11 protein-coding genes are annotated in these 14,909 nt (G+C 69.8%); 2 read left to right on the forward strand and 9 right to left on the reverse strand.

Annotation, left to right across the window (positions count from 1 at the left end):
• Positions 1-79: 79 nt before the first annotated feature.
• From EAX62_RS00505 to EAX62_RS00525, 5 genes are read right to left on the reverse strand one after another with little or no spacing between them, the layout of a single operon-like run.
• The gene (locus tag EAX62_RS00505; protein ID WP_121899742.1) at positions 80-1,231 is read right to left on the reverse strand and encodes a DNA polymerase III subunit delta'; all 1,152 of its coding nucleotides are present in this window, start codon (positions 1,229-1,231) and stop codon (positions 80-82) included.
• Positions 1,232-1,271: 40 nt separating this feature from the next.
• A complete protein-coding gene (gene tmk, locus EAX62_RS00510; protein WP_121899743.1) occupies positions 1,272-1,886 on the reverse strand; it encodes a dTMP kinase in 615 nt (204 codons plus the stop codon).
• On the reverse strand, positions 1,883-3,256 hold the full coding sequence (locus tag EAX62_RS00515) for a hypothetical protein (protein ID WP_121899744.1): 1,374 nt from the start codon (positions 3,254-3,256) through the stop codon (positions 1,883-1,885). The genes tmk and EAX62_RS00515 overlap by 4 nt, the downstream gene beginning before the upstream one ends.
• Before the next feature lie 10 nt (positions 3,257-3,266).
• Entirely contained in the window at positions 3,267-5,993 is a 2,727-nt protein-coding gene (gene topA, locus EAX62_RS00520; protein WP_121899745.1) for a type I DNA topoisomerase, read from the reverse strand.
• 45 nt (positions 5,994-6,038) lie between these two features.
• The gene (locus tag EAX62_RS00525; RefSeq protein ID WP_121899746.1) at positions 6,039-7,541 is read right to left on the reverse strand and encodes a DUF7059 domain-containing protein; all 1,503 of its coding nucleotides are present in this window, start codon (positions 7,539-7,541) and stop codon (positions 6,039-6,041) included.
• A gap of 98 nt (positions 7,542-7,639) precedes the next feature.
• Here EAX62_RS00525 and EAX62_RS00530 point away from each other — a divergent pair, with 98 nt between their 5' ends.
• On the forward strand, positions 7,640-7,861 hold the full coding sequence (locus EAX62_RS00530) for a hypothetical protein (protein WP_121899747.1): 222 nt from the start codon (positions 7,640-7,642) through the stop codon (positions 7,859-7,861).
• A 36-nt stretch (positions 7,862-7,897) separates the two neighbouring features.
• Here the strand turns inward: EAX62_RS00530 and EAX62_RS00535 are convergent, their stop codons facing one another.
• From EAX62_RS00535 to EAX62_RS00545, 4 genes are all read right to left on the reverse strand, one after another.
• Positions 7,898-8,296: an Rv3654c family TadE-like protein gene (locus EAX62_RS00535; protein ID WP_158600417.1), complete on the reverse strand. Its 399-nt coding sequence runs from the start codon at positions 8,294-8,296 to the stop codon at positions 7,898-7,900.
• The gene (locus EAX62_RS16600; RefSeq protein WP_158600418.1) at positions 8,280-8,612 is read right to left on the reverse strand and encodes a TadE family type IV pilus minor pilin; all 333 of its coding nucleotides are present in this window, start codon (positions 8,610-8,612) and stop codon (positions 8,280-8,282) included. Before EAX62_RS16600 ends, EAX62_RS00535 begins: the two co-directional genes overlap by 17 nt.
• A gap of 65 nt (positions 8,613-8,677) precedes the next feature.
• Positions 8,678-8,905, reverse strand: coding sequence for a DUF4244 domain-containing protein (locus EAX62_RS00540; RefSeq protein ID WP_121899749.1), 228 nt, complete (start codon positions 8,903-8,905; stop codon positions 8,678-8,680).
• Positions 8,906-9,073: 168 nt separating this feature from the next.
• Positions 9,074-11,329: a DEAD/DEAH box helicase gene (locus EAX62_RS00545; protein WP_121900912.1), complete on the reverse strand. Its 2,256-nt coding sequence runs from the start codon at positions 11,327-11,329 to the stop codon at positions 9,074-9,076.
• Between the two features lie 126 nt (positions 11,330-11,455).
• Here EAX62_RS00545 and EAX62_RS00550 point away from each other — a divergent pair, with 126 nt between their 5' ends.
• Positions 11,456-14,908 carry a bifunctional proline dehydrogenase/L-glutamate gamma-semialdehyde dehydrogenase gene (locus EAX62_RS00550; RefSeq protein WP_121899750.1) on the forward strand — a complete coding sequence of 1,151 codons (3,453 nt, stop codon included), beginning with the start codon at positions 11,456-11,458 and terminating at the stop codon, positions 14,906-14,908.
• Position 14,909 lies beyond the last annotated feature (1 nt).

The following is a 14,909-nucleotide window of genomic DNA, read 5'->3' on the forward strand; positions in this document are numbered from 1 at the left end:
CCTGCTGGAATGGCTCGGCCCCATCTTTCCATCACAGGGGCCAATCGCGCTGTCGCCGCGCAGGGGAGCTACGTTCGGGTCAGCCCCGCGTTGCCTGGGCAATGCCCACCATCAGCGCCTCCATGGCCAACAGGGGTGCCACATTGCCCTCCAGCGCCGTGCGGGCGCCAAGGATCGCATCCAGCGCCCGGATGGTCTGTTCTCCCGTGGATCGCCTGGCCAGGGGCTGGATCTCGTCGGCCAGGTCCTGGTTGATGAGTGGCGTGTCCGGCGCGCTCTGCATCGCCAGCACGTCACGGAAGTACCCGGTCAGCTCGGTGAGTACGCGGTCGAGGGCGTCACGCTGCATGCGCTTTGCCCGCATCTTCTGCTGCTCCTCCATGTCACGAATGGCCGCCTGCGCGTTGCGGGGTTTCGCGCCCCGCGTCCCGATGCCCAGCGCCTGCTGCAGTTCCACCAGCTCACGGGCGTCGAGGTCCTGGGTGGCCTGGGTGGCTTCATCGGCGCTGGACTTCACGAGGTTCTCGGCGGCGGTGAGGCAGTCCGTGAGCGTGCGGAGCCGGGACGGCAACGTCAGGACCTCGCGTCGGCGGATGCGGGCCGCATCCGAGCGTGCCAGCATTCGGGCCCGCCCGATGTGGCCCTGGGCCACGCGGGCGCAGTGCGACGCCAGCGCCGGGGAGATGCCGTCGCGGTGGATCAGGAGGTTGGTGACAGCGTCGTCATCGGGTGTCACGAGCCGCAGCTCGCGGCACCGCGACCGGATGGTCACGATCACGTCATCGGCGCTGGGGGCGCACAGCAGCCAGACCGTCCTCGGAGCCGGCTCCTCGAGCGCCTTGAGGAGAGCATCGGCCCCCCGCTCGGTGATGCGGTCGGCGTCCTCGACCACCACCACCTGGTAGCGCCCGCCGACGGGCGACACGTTCGCCCTGCCCACCAGCGTCCGAACCTCGTCCACCCCGATCGACAGTTGTTCCGTGCGGAGAAGGGTCACGTCCGGGTGCGCACCGGAGCGCGACGTACGGCAGTCGTTGCACTGGCCGCAGCCACCCCGTGGGCACTGGAGCGCCGCGGCGAAGGCACGGGCGGCGTTGGAACGGCCGGACCCGGGGGGCCCCACGAACAGCCAGGAGTGCGTCATGGCGTGTCGACCGCCGTTGACGGCGCGCTGCAGTACAGCGACGGCCCGCTCCTGGCCCACCAGCTCACCCCACACACCCTGCGTCACGGGATCATCCTGCCAGCCGCCGCCGACATCGTGGCGCCCATCACCGTCCTGTGACCTCGGCCACGCGGGCGGCGATGGCGTCGGCGAGGTCCTCGCGGCTGCGGCGGGCGTCCAGAATCAGGTACCTCTCCGGGTCCTTTGACGCGAGGTGCAGGAGATGGGCGCGTGCGCGTCGATGGAAATCGACGCCTGCGGACTCGAGGCGGTCCTTGATGCTGATCTGCTCGACGGCGTCGGCCGGGTCGGCGTCGAGCAGCACCGTGAGGTCGGGGAGCAGGCCGCCCGTGGCCCATCCCGCCACCAGTGCCACCTCGTCGAGTCCCAATGAACGTCCAGCACCCTGGTAGGCGATCATGGAGTCGACGTACCTGTCGCAGACCACCACCTCGCCGCGCTCCAGGGCCGGCGCCACCACCTCGTAGACGTGCTGCGCCTTGTCAGCGGCATACATGAGAGCCTCGGTGCGGGGTGCCACATCCCCGTGGCCATGGTCGAGGATCAGCCGCCGAAGTTTGGCGCCCAGCGGTGTCCCACCGGGCTGTCGGGTGACCGTGTGGTGGACACCCCTACTCGCCAGGAGCGACGCGAGCATGGCCACCTGGGTGGACTTCCCCACGCCGTCGCCGCCCTCGAAGACGATGAAGACCCCACTCATGCGGACTTCTTGGCCTTGGCCAGCAGGCGTCGCAGCTCGTCGAGACGGTCCGGCCACAGCGCGACGAAGCGTCCCCGCTCCGTCAGTGTGGTGGCGCGACCCCGCTCCATCCGGCGTCCCAGGGAGTAGGCCTCTTCCACCGTGAGACCGTCGAGGTCCACGGTCGCGTTCTCCCAGTGGGTGTTGCAGGCGCGCAGGTGTTCGGTGACGGCCTGCAACCGGCGCACGATGCGCCGCAGTGGCTTGCCCAGAACGGGACCGGCGACCGACGCGGAGATGGCCAGCATGTCCGCCGCACCCAGTGCACCCTCCCACTGCCGATCCGTGGAGCCCACGGTCAACGCCTGACACCGGTCAGCCATGATGAGGGCGGCCTGCTGTGCACGTTCCAGCAGCAGCGGAGCGGCCTCCTTCGAGGACACATCGCCCAGCTTCGGAGCCCGCACCTCCCGGACCAGTTCGTCCACCACATCCAGGGCAACTTGGGTGGCATCGGACATGTCCTGGTGCGGAAGTCCCGCCAGCAGGCCCTCGACACGCTCACGCCATTCGGGTTCGAGGACGTGCGCGAGACCTCTGATGTCGCGCTGCACCGACTCCAGCTGGGCGTTCAGGGAGGCGATGTGCGGTCGCCGGTCGCGTTCGATGTCCAGCAGCAGTTCCGTGATGGCCCACAGGTCGGCGGTGAAGATGGAGGTGACGAGGTCCTCCATGGTGGCACCGCGGCCCAGAGGTGCCGGGGTGGGGAAGTCCGTCCGGCCTGTGGCGGGCGCCCCCAGTCGCTGCTGGAGTGTCGGGAACTTCTCCACGAGGGAACCGTCGACGGCAGCCATCGCCGCCAGGACGTGATCGCGCTGCGCAGTCGTCATGCCCGCGCCGGGGGTCACCGTCACCTCGCGGTAGCGGTTGACTGTGGACCCACCGCGTCGGAGGGTCACGTACTCATCGACGATGACGCCGAGCGTGCCGCCCGCACTGTCCCGCATGAGGTATTCCTGCTTGTCGCAGTCGAGTGCCGCCACCGGGGCCAGCACTGCATTCCTGGTCAGCGGCCTGATGAGGCGCGCGAAGAGCTCGGGCAGCCCGGCGGAGGAATCCAGTGGTTCCACCCGCTCAGCGGGGAGCCGTGGGTGCCACGTGGGCGCGGCCATGTACCACTCCCCCACACCGCCCACCATGCGGTGAGCCACCACGACGCCCGCCCTCAGGAGGCGTTCGTCCGGCGCGTCGAAGATGGTGATGTCCCGGTGTTGCGCCGTGACGGAGCGGTGCGACACCCGATCGATGCCCACCGCCGCTGAGGTCATGGCCGGCGACGGGGCACCGAAATCAAGGTCGAAGCGCATCTCCGGGGCGCGTTTGGTGGGCATGGGATCTCACTTAAGCCTTCGTCGTACCCGACTTCTTGGCGGGCGCCTTGGTGGCGGCCGGCTTTCTGGCGGGCGCCTTGGTGGCAGCCGGCTTCTTCGCGGCGGGCTTCTTGGCGGCGGGCTTCTTCGCGGCCGGCTTCTTGGCCGGTCCCTTGGCCCGCTTTTCGGCAAGGAGCTCGAATGCACGCGCCGGGTCGACGTCCTCCGGGGAGTCATCGCGGCGCAGGGTGGCGTTGGTCTCGCCGTCGGTGACGTAGGGCCCGAAACGTCCGGACTTCAACACCACCGGCTTGCCGGAGACAGGGTCCTCCCCGAATTCCTTCAGTGGCGGCGCCGCCGCGGCACGACCACGCGTCTTGGGCTGCGCATAGATCGCCAGCGCCTCCTCGAGCGTGATGTCGAAGATCTGCGACTCGCTCGTCAAAGAACGCGAGTCGCTACCCCGCTTCAGGTAGGGACCGTAGCGGCCGTTCTGCGCGGTGATCTCCGCCCCGTCGGGGTCGTTGCCGACGATGCGGGGAAGGCTCAGGAGTTGCCGGGCGGCCTCCAGGTCAATGGTGTCCAGCGTCATGGACGCGAACAGCGACCCCGTCCTCGGCTTGCGGGATTTCGGCGCGTCCTCGGGCAGCACCTCGGTGACGTAGGGACCGTAGCGGCCGTTCTTCGCCACCACCAGGAGCCCGGTGTCCGGGTCGACGCCCAACTCGTGCTCCTCGTCCAGCGGTGTGCTGAGCAGTTCCTCGGCCACCTCCGGGGTCAGGGCGTCGGGCGGGAGGTCCTCGGGCACGTTGGCGCGGCGACCGTCGGAGGACTCGACATAGGTGCCGTATCTACCCACCCGCACGTCGATGCCCGAGTCCTTGAGGGGGAACGTGGACAGGCCGCGGGCATCGATGTCCCCGAGCTCACTCACCAGAGCGGCGAGGCCCTGGTTCTCTGCGCCCTCGGGTCCGCGGTAGAACTCGGTGAGGACCTTGAGCCGGTCGGCGTTGCCGGAGGCAATCTCGTCCAGGAGTTCTTCGAGCTGGGCGGTGAACTTGTAGTCCACCAGTTCGGCGAAGTGCTCCTCCAGCAGTCGGGTGACCGCGAAGGCCAGCCACGTCGGCACCAGCGCGGAGCCCTTCTTGAACACGTAGTCGCGAGCCGTGATGGTGCGGATGATCGACGCGTACGTCGAGGGGCGCCCGATCTCCAGCTCTTCAAGCTTCGCCACCAGGGAGGGTTCGGTGAAGCGGGCAGGCGGCTTGGTCTCGTGGCCGGCTGCCGTGATGGACTCGGCGTAGACCTCCTGGCCCTCCTGCAGCTGCGGCAGGCGCGACTGGGAGTCGTCGGAGGCTGAATCGTCATCCACGCCGGCGACATACGCCTTGAGGAAACCGTGGAACAAGATGGTGCGGCCCGAAGAGATGAGCTCGGCCGTCTCCACGGGCCCCGTCGCCAGCGCAACGGGTGACTGGGTGCGGGCATCGATCTTGACGGTGAGCTGCTCGCCCTTGGCGTCGGCCATCTGCGAGGCGATGGTGCGCATCCACACGAGCCGGTAGAGACGGCTGGCATCCCCGTGGAGGCCCGTGCTGTCCGGGTGGCGGAAGGTGTCGCCTGCAGGGCGGATGGCCTCGTGAGCCTCCTGGGCGTTCTTGACCTTCGACACGTAGACGCGCGGCTTGGCCGGCAGGTACTTCTCACCGAACAGCTCAGCCACCTGGGCTCGGGCAGCGGTGACGGCCGATGCCGCCAGCGTCACCGAGTCGGTACGCATGTAGGTGATGAAGCCCTTCTCGTACAGCTCCTGGGCAACGGACATGGTGCGCTGCGACGTGAAGCCGAGCTTGCGTCCGGCCTCCTGCTGCAGCGTGGTGGTGCGGAAGGGCTCGTAGGGGCGCCGGGTGTACGGCTTGGCCTCCACGGACGAAACGGTCAGCGTGGCTGAGCCGAGGGCCTCGGCGAGAGCCTTGGCTGCTGCCTCGTCAAGAACCAGAGCGTCCTTCGACGTCTGCACTCCGTCGGCACTGAAGTCGCGTCCCTGTGCCACGCGAGAGCCGCCGACAGAACCCAGACGGGCCGGGAAGTTCCGCGGCTCGGCACCCTCGCCGCCGTCCAGGACGGCGTCCAGGTCCCAGTAGGAGGCGGGCACGAAGGCGATGCGCTGCCGTTCCTTGTCCACGATCAGTCGGGTTGCCACGGACTGCACACGGCCCGCCGACAGCTTCGGCATGACCTTCTTCCACAGAACAGGCGAGACTTCGTAGCCGTACAGTCGGTCGAGGATGCGGCGGGTCTCCTGCGCGTCGACGAGGTCGACGTCCAGTTCGCGGGGGTGGGACACGGCCTCCGCGATGGCGCTGGGGGTGATCTCGTGGAACACCATGCGCAGCGCGGGCACCTTCGGCTTCAGTTCCTGCAACAGGTGCCACGCGATGGCCTCACCCTCGCGGTCACCATCGGTGGCCAGCAGGAGTTCATCCACGCCGGCCAGCTTGGCCTTGAGGTCCTTGATGGTGGCCTTCTTGTCCGCAGCCACCACGTACAACGGCTGGAATCCGTCGTCGACGTTGACCCCGGTCCGTGCCCACTTCTCACCCTTGTACTTGGCGGGTACGTCGGCCGCACCCTTGGGGAGGTCGCGGATGTGGCCGCGGCTGGACTCCACGATGTAGCCCTCGCCGAGGTACCCGGCGATCTTCGTGGCCTTCGTGGGAGACTCGACGATCACGAGACGCTTGACGGTGCCGGCCATGCAACCTTCTCTCCTGCTATTTCTGATGGGTTGGACGGGACGATGCTAGCCCACACCCGCAGGGGTGCTTGACGCGCGGTCAACGCCGGTGCCGGGCAGGAGTAGTTGGTCGAGCAGTGCGTCGCGCACCACCGGCACCACCTGGGCCGCCACTTCGGCGGCGTCCAGTGACAGGACGCTGGCCACTGCTGCGATGACCTGCCCCAACGTCAGTTCCCCGTCGAGGGCGCCGAGGACGGCACCGTCGGCGGTACCCACCCGGATGGCACGGAGCAGTCCAGTGCGCTGCCGCAGGACCACGTGGGTGGGGTCCTCGGCGCCGGGTTCGCCGATGGTCTCCTGCACCACATCACCGAGCCGCGGCCTGCTGGCCAGCAGTTCCGCGAGCGGCAGGGTGGCGGCGTCGACTGCCGCATGATGCCGGGCGAAGACGCCGCCCACGGGCTGGGCGACGGCGTGGGGCCACGACTCAAACCTCAGGTGCGGCTGCGCTCGCCCGGAGGCAGTCAGGAGCAGCCAGCCCATGCCGACCTCGGTGATGCCGAGCCCAGCGAAGTACTGGAGCCAACGCCTGTAGGCCGGTTCCCAGTCCTGTGAGCCGGCGAGGCCGGCGTCGGTGAGCCACATCTCGATGTAGGAGAACACGTCGAGTCGTTCGCGCTCGATGACCCAGCAGTCCAGGCCAGTGCCCTCCACCCAGCCCCGCAGCCGGTCCTCCCATGCCACGCCCTCCAGAACGGCCCAGTTGGTGAGGAGCTGGAGGCTGCCGCCCGGGCGCAGGTGGTGCGGGGCCGCCCGGACGATGGCCTCCACCAGTCCGTCGGCAACGAGGTCACCCTCCCTGTAGGTGAGACGGGTCCCCTCGGGCGGACTCATGACGTAGGGCGGGTTGGAGACGATGAGGTCAAATTCTTCGTCCGCGACCGGATCGAACAGTGACCCCTCGCGATAGTCGATGGCCGCACCGCTGAGGTCGGCGCTGAGCCGTGCCAGGTGGAGGGCTCTCGGGTTCAGGTCCGTGGCAACGACGTCGTCGGCGTGCCGCACGAGGTGCAGGGACTGGACCCCGCATCCGGTGCCGAGGTCCAGAGCCCGGCCGACGCTCTCGCGCATCGTGATCTGCGCCAGCGTCAGGGAAGCGGGTGAGGCCCCCAGAACGTAGTCGGCACGGGTGGGTGTGCTCTGTTGGTCCATGCCGGGTGTCAGGTCGCTCACGAGAAAACCTGAGGCGCCGTCGTCGGGGGAACCGTAGGGACGGATGTCGACGAGCGCCCGGACCTGATCGCCATCGATGGCCACCCACTCCGCATGGGCGGCTGCGTGGACGTCCAGCGCCTGAGCCGCAGCCGCCAGCGGGACGCACTGCTGGAGGATGAACAGCCGCACGAGGCACGGCAGCGGGTCCATACGGCCCGCGAGCGCCACGTCCGCAGGAATGGTGCTGTTGCGCCCCAGACCCGCCTGGCCGAGCTCACCAATGAGGTCCAGCACGGCGTCGGTGGTGTAGTTCGCCCGCAGGAGATCGGCGAGCAGATCCGAAGCTGTCATGCGACCCAGACTAGGCCCGTCCCATCCCCATCCCCACCTGGCACAGCCCGCGTCGAGAACAATGTCGCGGTTGGCCCTCCCCATGAGATGATTCGACAATGGAACGTCTTGATCCGAAGCCCGCGCGCAGCAAGAAGCGCTCATCTCTCGTGACCGCTGTCATCGCCGCCGTCGTGGCTGGGGTGGTGACCTTCCTCGTCATGTACTTTGCTGTCCAATTGCAGTCGGGCACCTCCGGGTTCATCGGCGCCGGCGTGGCCGTGGTGGTGGCCGGGATTGTGTCGGCCGTGAGCCTGCCGACACCACAACGGGAGCGTTGATGCGTCGGACACACCGGCTGGGGTGAACACGCCAGCTCACTGGAGTGACCCGGCCAGCGCCACCCGTTCCACACTTGTGGGCGCCCCCGGCAGCGTGGGTTCCAGGGCACGCCTGATCGTCACCTCCACCACGAAGGAGTCGGTATCCCCCTCCACCCGGCACCCCACCAGGGTGGCGTGGTTGTGAACGGCGCTGCTGCGCGCCGCATCGCAGGACTTGCCGCCCCCGGCGTGAGCACCTGCCGCCGCCAGAGCGGCCAGATCTGCTGCGTCCTGTGCCGCACCCACCTGACCCACCCAGAGCACCAGCACCGACGCCATTGACGCCGTGGCGAGCAGCGCAAGGCACACGCCCGCGGTCAGCAGCGTCCCCGCGCCCCGCTGACCCCGGGAGCCGTCTGCAGCGCCTCGTGGCGCCTCACCTGTGCTGCTCATCGCCCATCCCCGGCTCCCACGCCGCCCAGTTGTGGGCGGACACAGTGAGGGGGGCGATGCCGAAAACCTGCACCACCGCGGACACCCGAACCTCCACCCCCTGGGCATCGCGGTCGACCTCTGAGCGGGCTCCCTGGGGTCCCTGCAACTCGGCAGCGTGTGACGCAGTCCCGTCACCCCTGGCCAACTGACGGGCCATCTCACTGCTGGTTCGCTGGCACGCCGCCTGCACCACCCCCAGGAGGACGACCCCCGCCAGCGCGGCGGCAAGCAACGTTGCGGTCACGACACCCACGGCCAGTTCCACGGTGACCATGCCACGGCTGTGGTGTGCACGGCGGAGGCGCGGGGCTGCGGTTCGCGCCTCCCCACGCCGGGGGGTCACCGCACTCCCACCAAGTTCTGGAAGATGGCGAGAATCCAGTCCATGAGCGCCTGGAAGAAGGCGTTGTCGTTGAAGACCCTCAGCAGGACGAGGGCGGCCGTGGCTGCCGCCACCAGCCCGATGGCGTACTCGACGGTGGTGAGGCCGCGTTCCGCGAGGCCGCGGCGCCCCCTGCCCGCCCCGGGCGTCTCCACCCCGGATTCGACGAGTTCGGTGTGACTCATGTGACTCTCCCCTTGTAGTAGGAGTCCCGGGTGCTCCTCACCCGGCGACACCCACCACCTTGGGCGGATGACGGCAGGGATCACCCATCCCACGGGGCCCTGTGGAGACGCGTCGGATGCCGGGACACGGACAACACTTCTCCTGTGGACACGCGCCGACCCGCCGTCTCAGCCGTCCTGCAGCAGTGCACGCAGCAACTGGGCGGCACGGTCCTTGTCCAGCACCTGGTTGGCGTTGCCGCACTTGGGCGACACGATGCACGCGGGGCACCCGCTGACGCATTCGCACCCCTCGAGCCGCTCCAGAGTTGCCGACAGCCACCGCTCCGCCACATCGAAGGCGTGCGCCGCGAACCCCGCCCCGCCGGGTAGACCGTCGTGCACGAAGATCGTCGCCAGACCGGTCTCCGGGTGCAGGGGGGTGCTGACACCGCCAATGTCCCATCGGTCGCAGGGCGCGAAGGCGGGAAGGAGTCCTATGGCCGTGTGCTCAATGGCATGGGCAGCAGCGCCCATCTCCAGCGGCGCCCACCCCAGGTCGCGTTCCAGCCGTGCGGGAACGCTCCACCACACGGCGTCGGTGAGCATGCGGTGGGCGGGAAGGTCGATGGGTGAGGCGTCGAGCACCTCGTGCGTCACCTCGTCGCGCCGAAGGTAGCCGGTCACCTGCGAGGTCAACCTCACCTTCCCCAGGGTGAGGTCCATGCCCGACACCACGCGCCGCCGGGTCACCGACAGCGAATCGATTTCGAAACGCGACTGCGGCTGCGTGTAGTACGGCTCCGCGGTGGCCGAGACGAAGGCGTGGCCGTCGTCCTGGTCCAACGACGTCACCAGCCACGTCTGCCCCTGGTGGAGGTAGACGGCGCCCGGGTGGACGGTCCGATCCGCTGCGTCACGATCGATGACCCCCACCACCCTCCCGGTCTCCTGCTCGATGATCTCGACCGGCTTCGGCCCGGCGGCGCGCAGGTCGATGTGGTCGACGGCGCGATCCGCCCGGGTCCAGAACCACCGGTTACCGCGGTCCCGCAGCACCTTCTGCCGCGCCAGCGCCTCCGCGAGGTCCACCGTCGTCGGGCCGAACCACCGGACGTCCTCGGGCGACAACGGATGTTCCTGCGCAGCCGCCGCCAGGTGAGGCCCGAGGACGTGGGGGTTGGACGGGTGCAGCACGAGGTGTTCCACGGGTGCGTCGAAGATGAGCTCGGGGTGCTCCAACAGGTAGACGTCCAGCGGGTTCTCCCGAGCCAGCATCACCACCAGCGCTTCCTGACCTGTGCGGCCAGCCCGCCCGGCCTGCTGCCAGAACGCTGACAGCCGGCCCGGATAGCCCGACACGAGGACGGCGGCGATCCCGGAGACGTCGATCCCCAACTCCAGGGCATTCGTGGTGGCGAGGCCTCCGAGCTCCCCTGTCTGCAGGGCCGCCTCCAGCGCCCGCCTCTCCATGGCCAGGTAGCCCCCGCGGTACGACGCGATCCGGGCTGGATCGCTGGAGAGTTCCTGCGCCCCCACCGACACGAGTTCCGCCCCTGCCCGGGACGCGACGAACGCCAGGGTCTGGGCCCCGTCGTCCGACAACCCCGCCAGCAGTCGGGAGGTGTCATGGCGCAGCGACGTCTCCGGCTGCCACAGGGCCACGGTGCGGGGACCCACCGGTGCCGTGGAGACGTCCACCACGTCGACGACCTCCTCCCCCACGAGCGCACCGCCGAATGCGGCCGCGTTCGGTGCCGTGGCCGAGGACAGCAGCATGGTGGGGGCGGCGCCGTAGAGCCCGGCCACCCGGCGCAGGCGACGAACCACGGCCGCCACGTGGGCACCGAACATCCCGTTGTAGCGGTGGGCCTCGTCGATGACGATGTAGCGCAACCCTGCGAGGAACGACGACCAGCGCTGGTGGTTGGGGAGCACGGAGAAGTGCAGCATGTCCGGGTTGGTCACCACGAGGCTGGCGTGTTCCCGGGCGAACCGTCGCTCCGCGACGTCGGAGTCCCCGTCCAGGGCCCCCACCCTCCATGTCCGAGGGGCCAACGCGGTGGCGGCGCGCAACTGGTCGTGCGCCAGTGCCTTCGTGGGGGCGATGTAGAGCGCCGTGGGGCGGGCCCGGGTGAACCGCGGCCGGGCAGCCGTGCCGGACGGAAGCGCTGCCTCCGACATGGTGGCCGCCAGAACGGGCATCAGGTACGCCAGGGACTTCCCGGATCCGGTGGGCGTGGAGATGGCGACGTGTCGGCCGGCGTGGGCCAACTCCGCGAAATCCACCTGGTGCTGCCAGGGCTGTTCGATACCGGCCGCCTGCAAGGAGCCGACGCACTCCGCCGGCAGCCAGTGGGGCCATCCGGCAGGGACGCCGTCGCACGCCTCGCGTCGACGCGAGGCCACCACCTCGTCGCTCTCCAGTACCCAGTCCCAGTCCACGGCCTCCACTGTGCCACCACGGCCAGACGAATTTTCCCGACGCCCCGGCCGCCCCTGTGTGTTCCACGGGCATGCAGCGATTCCGTATCCCGCCCGTCCGGCACGTTCCGGGACCAGACTGGGGCCATGTCCCAGTGCACCCACGGTCAGGCCGCGGTGGCCGAGGTGGTCGACGGCGCCGTCGCCCTCGCCCTGGAGTGGCGAAGGCGGGCCGCGTCCGAGGAGACGCCCCGGGAACGCGCCACGAACGGACAGCTGGCGGGGATGCTGTCGGATGACGCCGGTTTGGCGCTGGCAGTGCGGTTCGTCGACGAGGTGGCCCGCGCCGAGGACGTGCACGTGGCCGCGAAGGTGCTCGCCACCCTCCGTGGTGGCGCCTCATTCCTTGGACCCGCCGACCGTCTCCTGCTGTGGGCGGGCGCCATGGTGGCTCCGCTGGCGCCGCAGCTCGTGGTGCCGTTGGCCCGTCGGCGGCTGCGCCAGATGGTGGGCCATCTGCTGGTGGACGCGAATGACCCGGCCCTGGCGCGACACCTGGCCCGCTCCCGTGCAGACGGCGTCACACTCAACGTCAACTTGCTCGGCGAGGCCGTCCTCGGGGAGGCCGAGGCCGCCTCCAGGGTCCGTCGGACCATCGATCTGCTGCAGCGCGCCGACGTGGACTACGTCTCGGTGAAGGTGTCCTCGCTGGTGTCCCAGATCTCACCCTGGGACACCGCCGGCACTGTGACAAGAATTGCGGAACCCCTGCGTGACATCTATCGTGCAGCGGCCGCCCGCAGCCCTCATGGGTTCGTGAACCTGGACATGGAGGAGTACGCGGACCTGGACCTGACGCTGGCGGTCTTCGAGACCCTGCTCCTGGAGCCGGAGTTCCTGCACCTGGAGGCAGGCATTGCGCTGCAGGCGTACCTGCCGGATGCGCTGGGCGCGCTGGAGCAACTCATCGACTTCGCGACCCGGCGACGGGATCGTGGCGGCGCCGGCATCAAGGTCCGGGTGGTCAAGGGCGCCAACCTGGCCATGGAGTCGGTGCAGGCCGAAGTGCACGGCTGGGCGACCGCCCCCTACGACACGAAGGCGGACGTGGACGCCAACTACCTGCGCGTGGTGGAGCGCGCGCTGCGGCCCGACGCCACCGACGTCATCCGGCTTGGGGTGGCCAGCCACAACCTCTTCGACGTCGCGGCGGCGCACCTCCTGGCGCAACGCCGTGGCGCGGGGCACCGGTTGGACGTGGAGATGTTGCAGGGGATGTCGCCGGCCCAGGCCCGTGTGGTGCGCTCCGACGTCCACACCATGGTGCTGTACACCCCGGTGGTGGCGCCGAAGGACTTCGACGTGGCCGTCTCCTACCTCGTGCGGCGATTGGAGGAGAACGCCCAGCCACAGAACTTCCTGCACGCCATGGCCAGCGACGAAGGCGGCTCCAGCCCCGCCATGGCCCGGCAGGAACGCTGGTTCCGGGACTCCGTGGCCGCCATGGATGCAACGCCTTCCCGTCGACGGCGCACTCCGGGACGCCCGGCTGTCGACGACCGTTTCGCCAACACCCCAGACTCCGACCCCGCCCTGTCCGAGACCCGACGGTGGGCCCTGGCGGCCGTGGCCGCGCGCCCCGGAGAGCCGCGCACCCCGCTGGCCTCCACAGCAGACATCGACGCCGTGGTGGCCACAGCCAGAGACGCGGCCCCGGGGTGGGCGGGGCGCACGCCCTGCGCGCGCGCGGCCATCCTGCGGGAGGGCGCACGCCAGATGGAGGCCCGCAGGGGCGACCTGGTCACCGCCATGGCCGCCGAGGGCGGCAAGACCATCGCCCAGTCCGACCCGGAGGTCAGCGAGGCCATCGATTTCGCCCGCTTCTATGCCGACGCAGCCGAGGACCTCGGCCCCGGCCACGCCATGACCGACGGCGCCCGCTTCGAGCCGGCAGCGGTCACGCTCGTGACGCCGCCCTGGAACTTCCCCGTCGCCATCCCCCTGGGCGGGGTGCTGGCGGCGCTGGCATCGGGGTCCTGCGTGATCATCAAGCCCGCGCAGGCGGTCCCCCGCTGCACCGAGATCGGGGTGGAGGCGCTGTGGGCCGCGGGGGTCCCTCGCGAGGTGCTGCACGTGGTGCGGACCGACGAACATGGTGTGGGCCAGCACCTCGTGGCCCATCCCGGGGTGGACGCCGTGGTACTGACCGGGGCCGTCGAGACCGCGGAATTGTTCGCCTCGTGGCGCACCGGCCGCAGCTCGGGGCCCCGGGTCCATGCGGAGACCTCCGGCAAGAACGCGCTCGTCATCACACCGGCCGCCGACATCGACCTGGCAGTCGTGGACCTCGTCGCCTCGGCCTTCGGGCACGCTGGGCAGAAGTGCTCGGCCGCGTCGCTGGGCATCCTCGTGGGATCCGTGGGCAGGTCGCGTCGCTTCCGCCGGCAGCTCGTCGACGCCGTCCGCTCGCTCCGGGTGGGCTGGCCGGAGGATCCCGGGGCCACCATGGGACCCGTCATCGAGCCGCCGGAGGGCAAGTTGTTGCGCGCCCTCACCACCCTGGACGGCGAGGAACGGTGGCTGGTCGAGCCCCACCAGCTCGACGGTTCGGGTCGGCTGTGGTCTCCCGGCCTCAAGGAGGGCGTGGCACCGGGGTCGTTCTTCCACCACACCGAAGTGTTCGGACCGGTGCTGGGTCTCATGCATGCCAGCACGCTTGACGAGGCGATCACCTGGCAGAACGCGACCAGGTTCGGCCTCACGGGCGGCCTGCACAGCCTGGACCCGGACGACATCCGCACCTGGACAAGCCGGGTGGAGGTGGGCAACGCCTACATCAACCGTGGCACCACCGGCGCCATGGTGAGACGCCAACCGTTCGGCGGCTGGAAGGACTCGTCCGTGGGACCGGGCGCGAAGGCTGGCGGGCCCAACTACGTGGCCAGCCTCGGTGGATGGGCCCCGGACGGGCTCCCGCGTCTACGTCGACGCCCACTTCCCCGGATCACTGCACTCTCCCGCAGCTTGGCGCCGCTGGTGCGGACCCCGTCGGAGAAGGAGTGGTTCGACGCGGCGCTGGAATCGGATGCGCACGCCTGGGAAACGGAGTTCGGGCATGCGAGGGACGATTCCGGTCTCGTCAGCGAACAGAACGAGTTCCGCTACTGCCCGGTGCCGCAGCTGGTGCTGCACTGCGAGGACGGGACGCGGTTCGTGGAGCTCGCTCGCGTACTGGCCGCGGCGTCACTGGCAGGGACCCCGGTGCTGCTCAGCCTGGGGTCAGCCGTCGCGGCTGAGCTGGACGCGCTGCTCGGGTCCTCGGGCCCCGGGCGTGCCCTCGCAGATGCCCTGGCGGTCCAGCGCGTCGTTCCCGACGGCCGGATGGAGGACTGGGTCCAGCACTCGACGCCCGGCACCCGGGTCCGCGGACTCGGTGATGCAACCGGCCTGTACGACGCGCTGTCCGGCTCGGGTGTGGACGTATCGGCGGGTCCGGTGCTGGCCACAGGGCGTCGGGAGCTGCTCACGGTCCTGCGGGAGCAGTCGGTCAGCCGGACGCTCCACCGCTTTGGCCACGTACCACCCGAGCTGCGCCGCTGAG

It is taken from the genome of Tessaracoccus antarcticus, assembly GCF_003688855.1.
GTDB classification, from domain to species: Bacteria; Actinomycetota; Actinomycetes; order Propionibacteriales; family Propionibacteriaceae; genus Arachnia; species Arachnia antarctica.

Excerpts from the sequence above, each read along its gene's own strand:
- tmk (WP_121899743.1), bottom strand. The coding sequence starts at position 1,886 with ATGAGTGGGGTCTTCATCGTCTTCGAGGGCGGCGACGGCGTGGGGAAG.
- EAX62_RS00550 (WP_121899750.1), top strand. The coding sequence starts at position 11,456 with ATGTCCCAGTGCACCCACGGTCAGGCCGCGGTGGCCGAGGTGGTCGAC.
- EAX62_RS00540 (WP_121899749.1), bottom strand. The coding sequence starts at position 8,905 with ATGAGTCACACCGAACTCGTCGAATCCGGGGTGGAGACGCCCGGGGCG.
- topA (WP_121899745.1), bottom strand. The coding sequence starts at position 5,993 with ATGGCCGGCACCGTCAAGCGTCTCGTGATCGTCGAGTCTCCCACGAAG.
- EAX62_RS00535 (WP_158600417.1), bottom strand. The coding sequence starts at position 8,296 with ATGAGCAGCACAGGTGAGGCGCCACGAGGCGCTGCAGACGGCTCCCGG.
- EAX62_RS00525 (WP_121899746.1), bottom strand. The coding sequence starts at position 7,541 with ATGACAGCTTCGGATCTGCTCGCCGATCTCCTGCGGGCGAACTACACC.
- EAX62_RS16600 (WP_158600418.1), bottom strand. The coding sequence starts at position 8,612 with ATGGTCACCGTGGAACTGGCCGTGGGTGTCGTGACCGCAACGTTGCTT.
- EAX62_RS00530 (WP_121899747.1), top strand. The coding sequence starts at position 7,640 with ATGGAACGTCTTGATCCGAAGCCCGCGCGCAGCAAGAAGCGCTCATCT.
- EAX62_RS00515 (WP_121899744.1), bottom strand. The coding sequence starts at position 3,256 with ATGCCCACCAAACGCGCCCCGGAGATGCGCTTCGACCTTGATTTCGGT.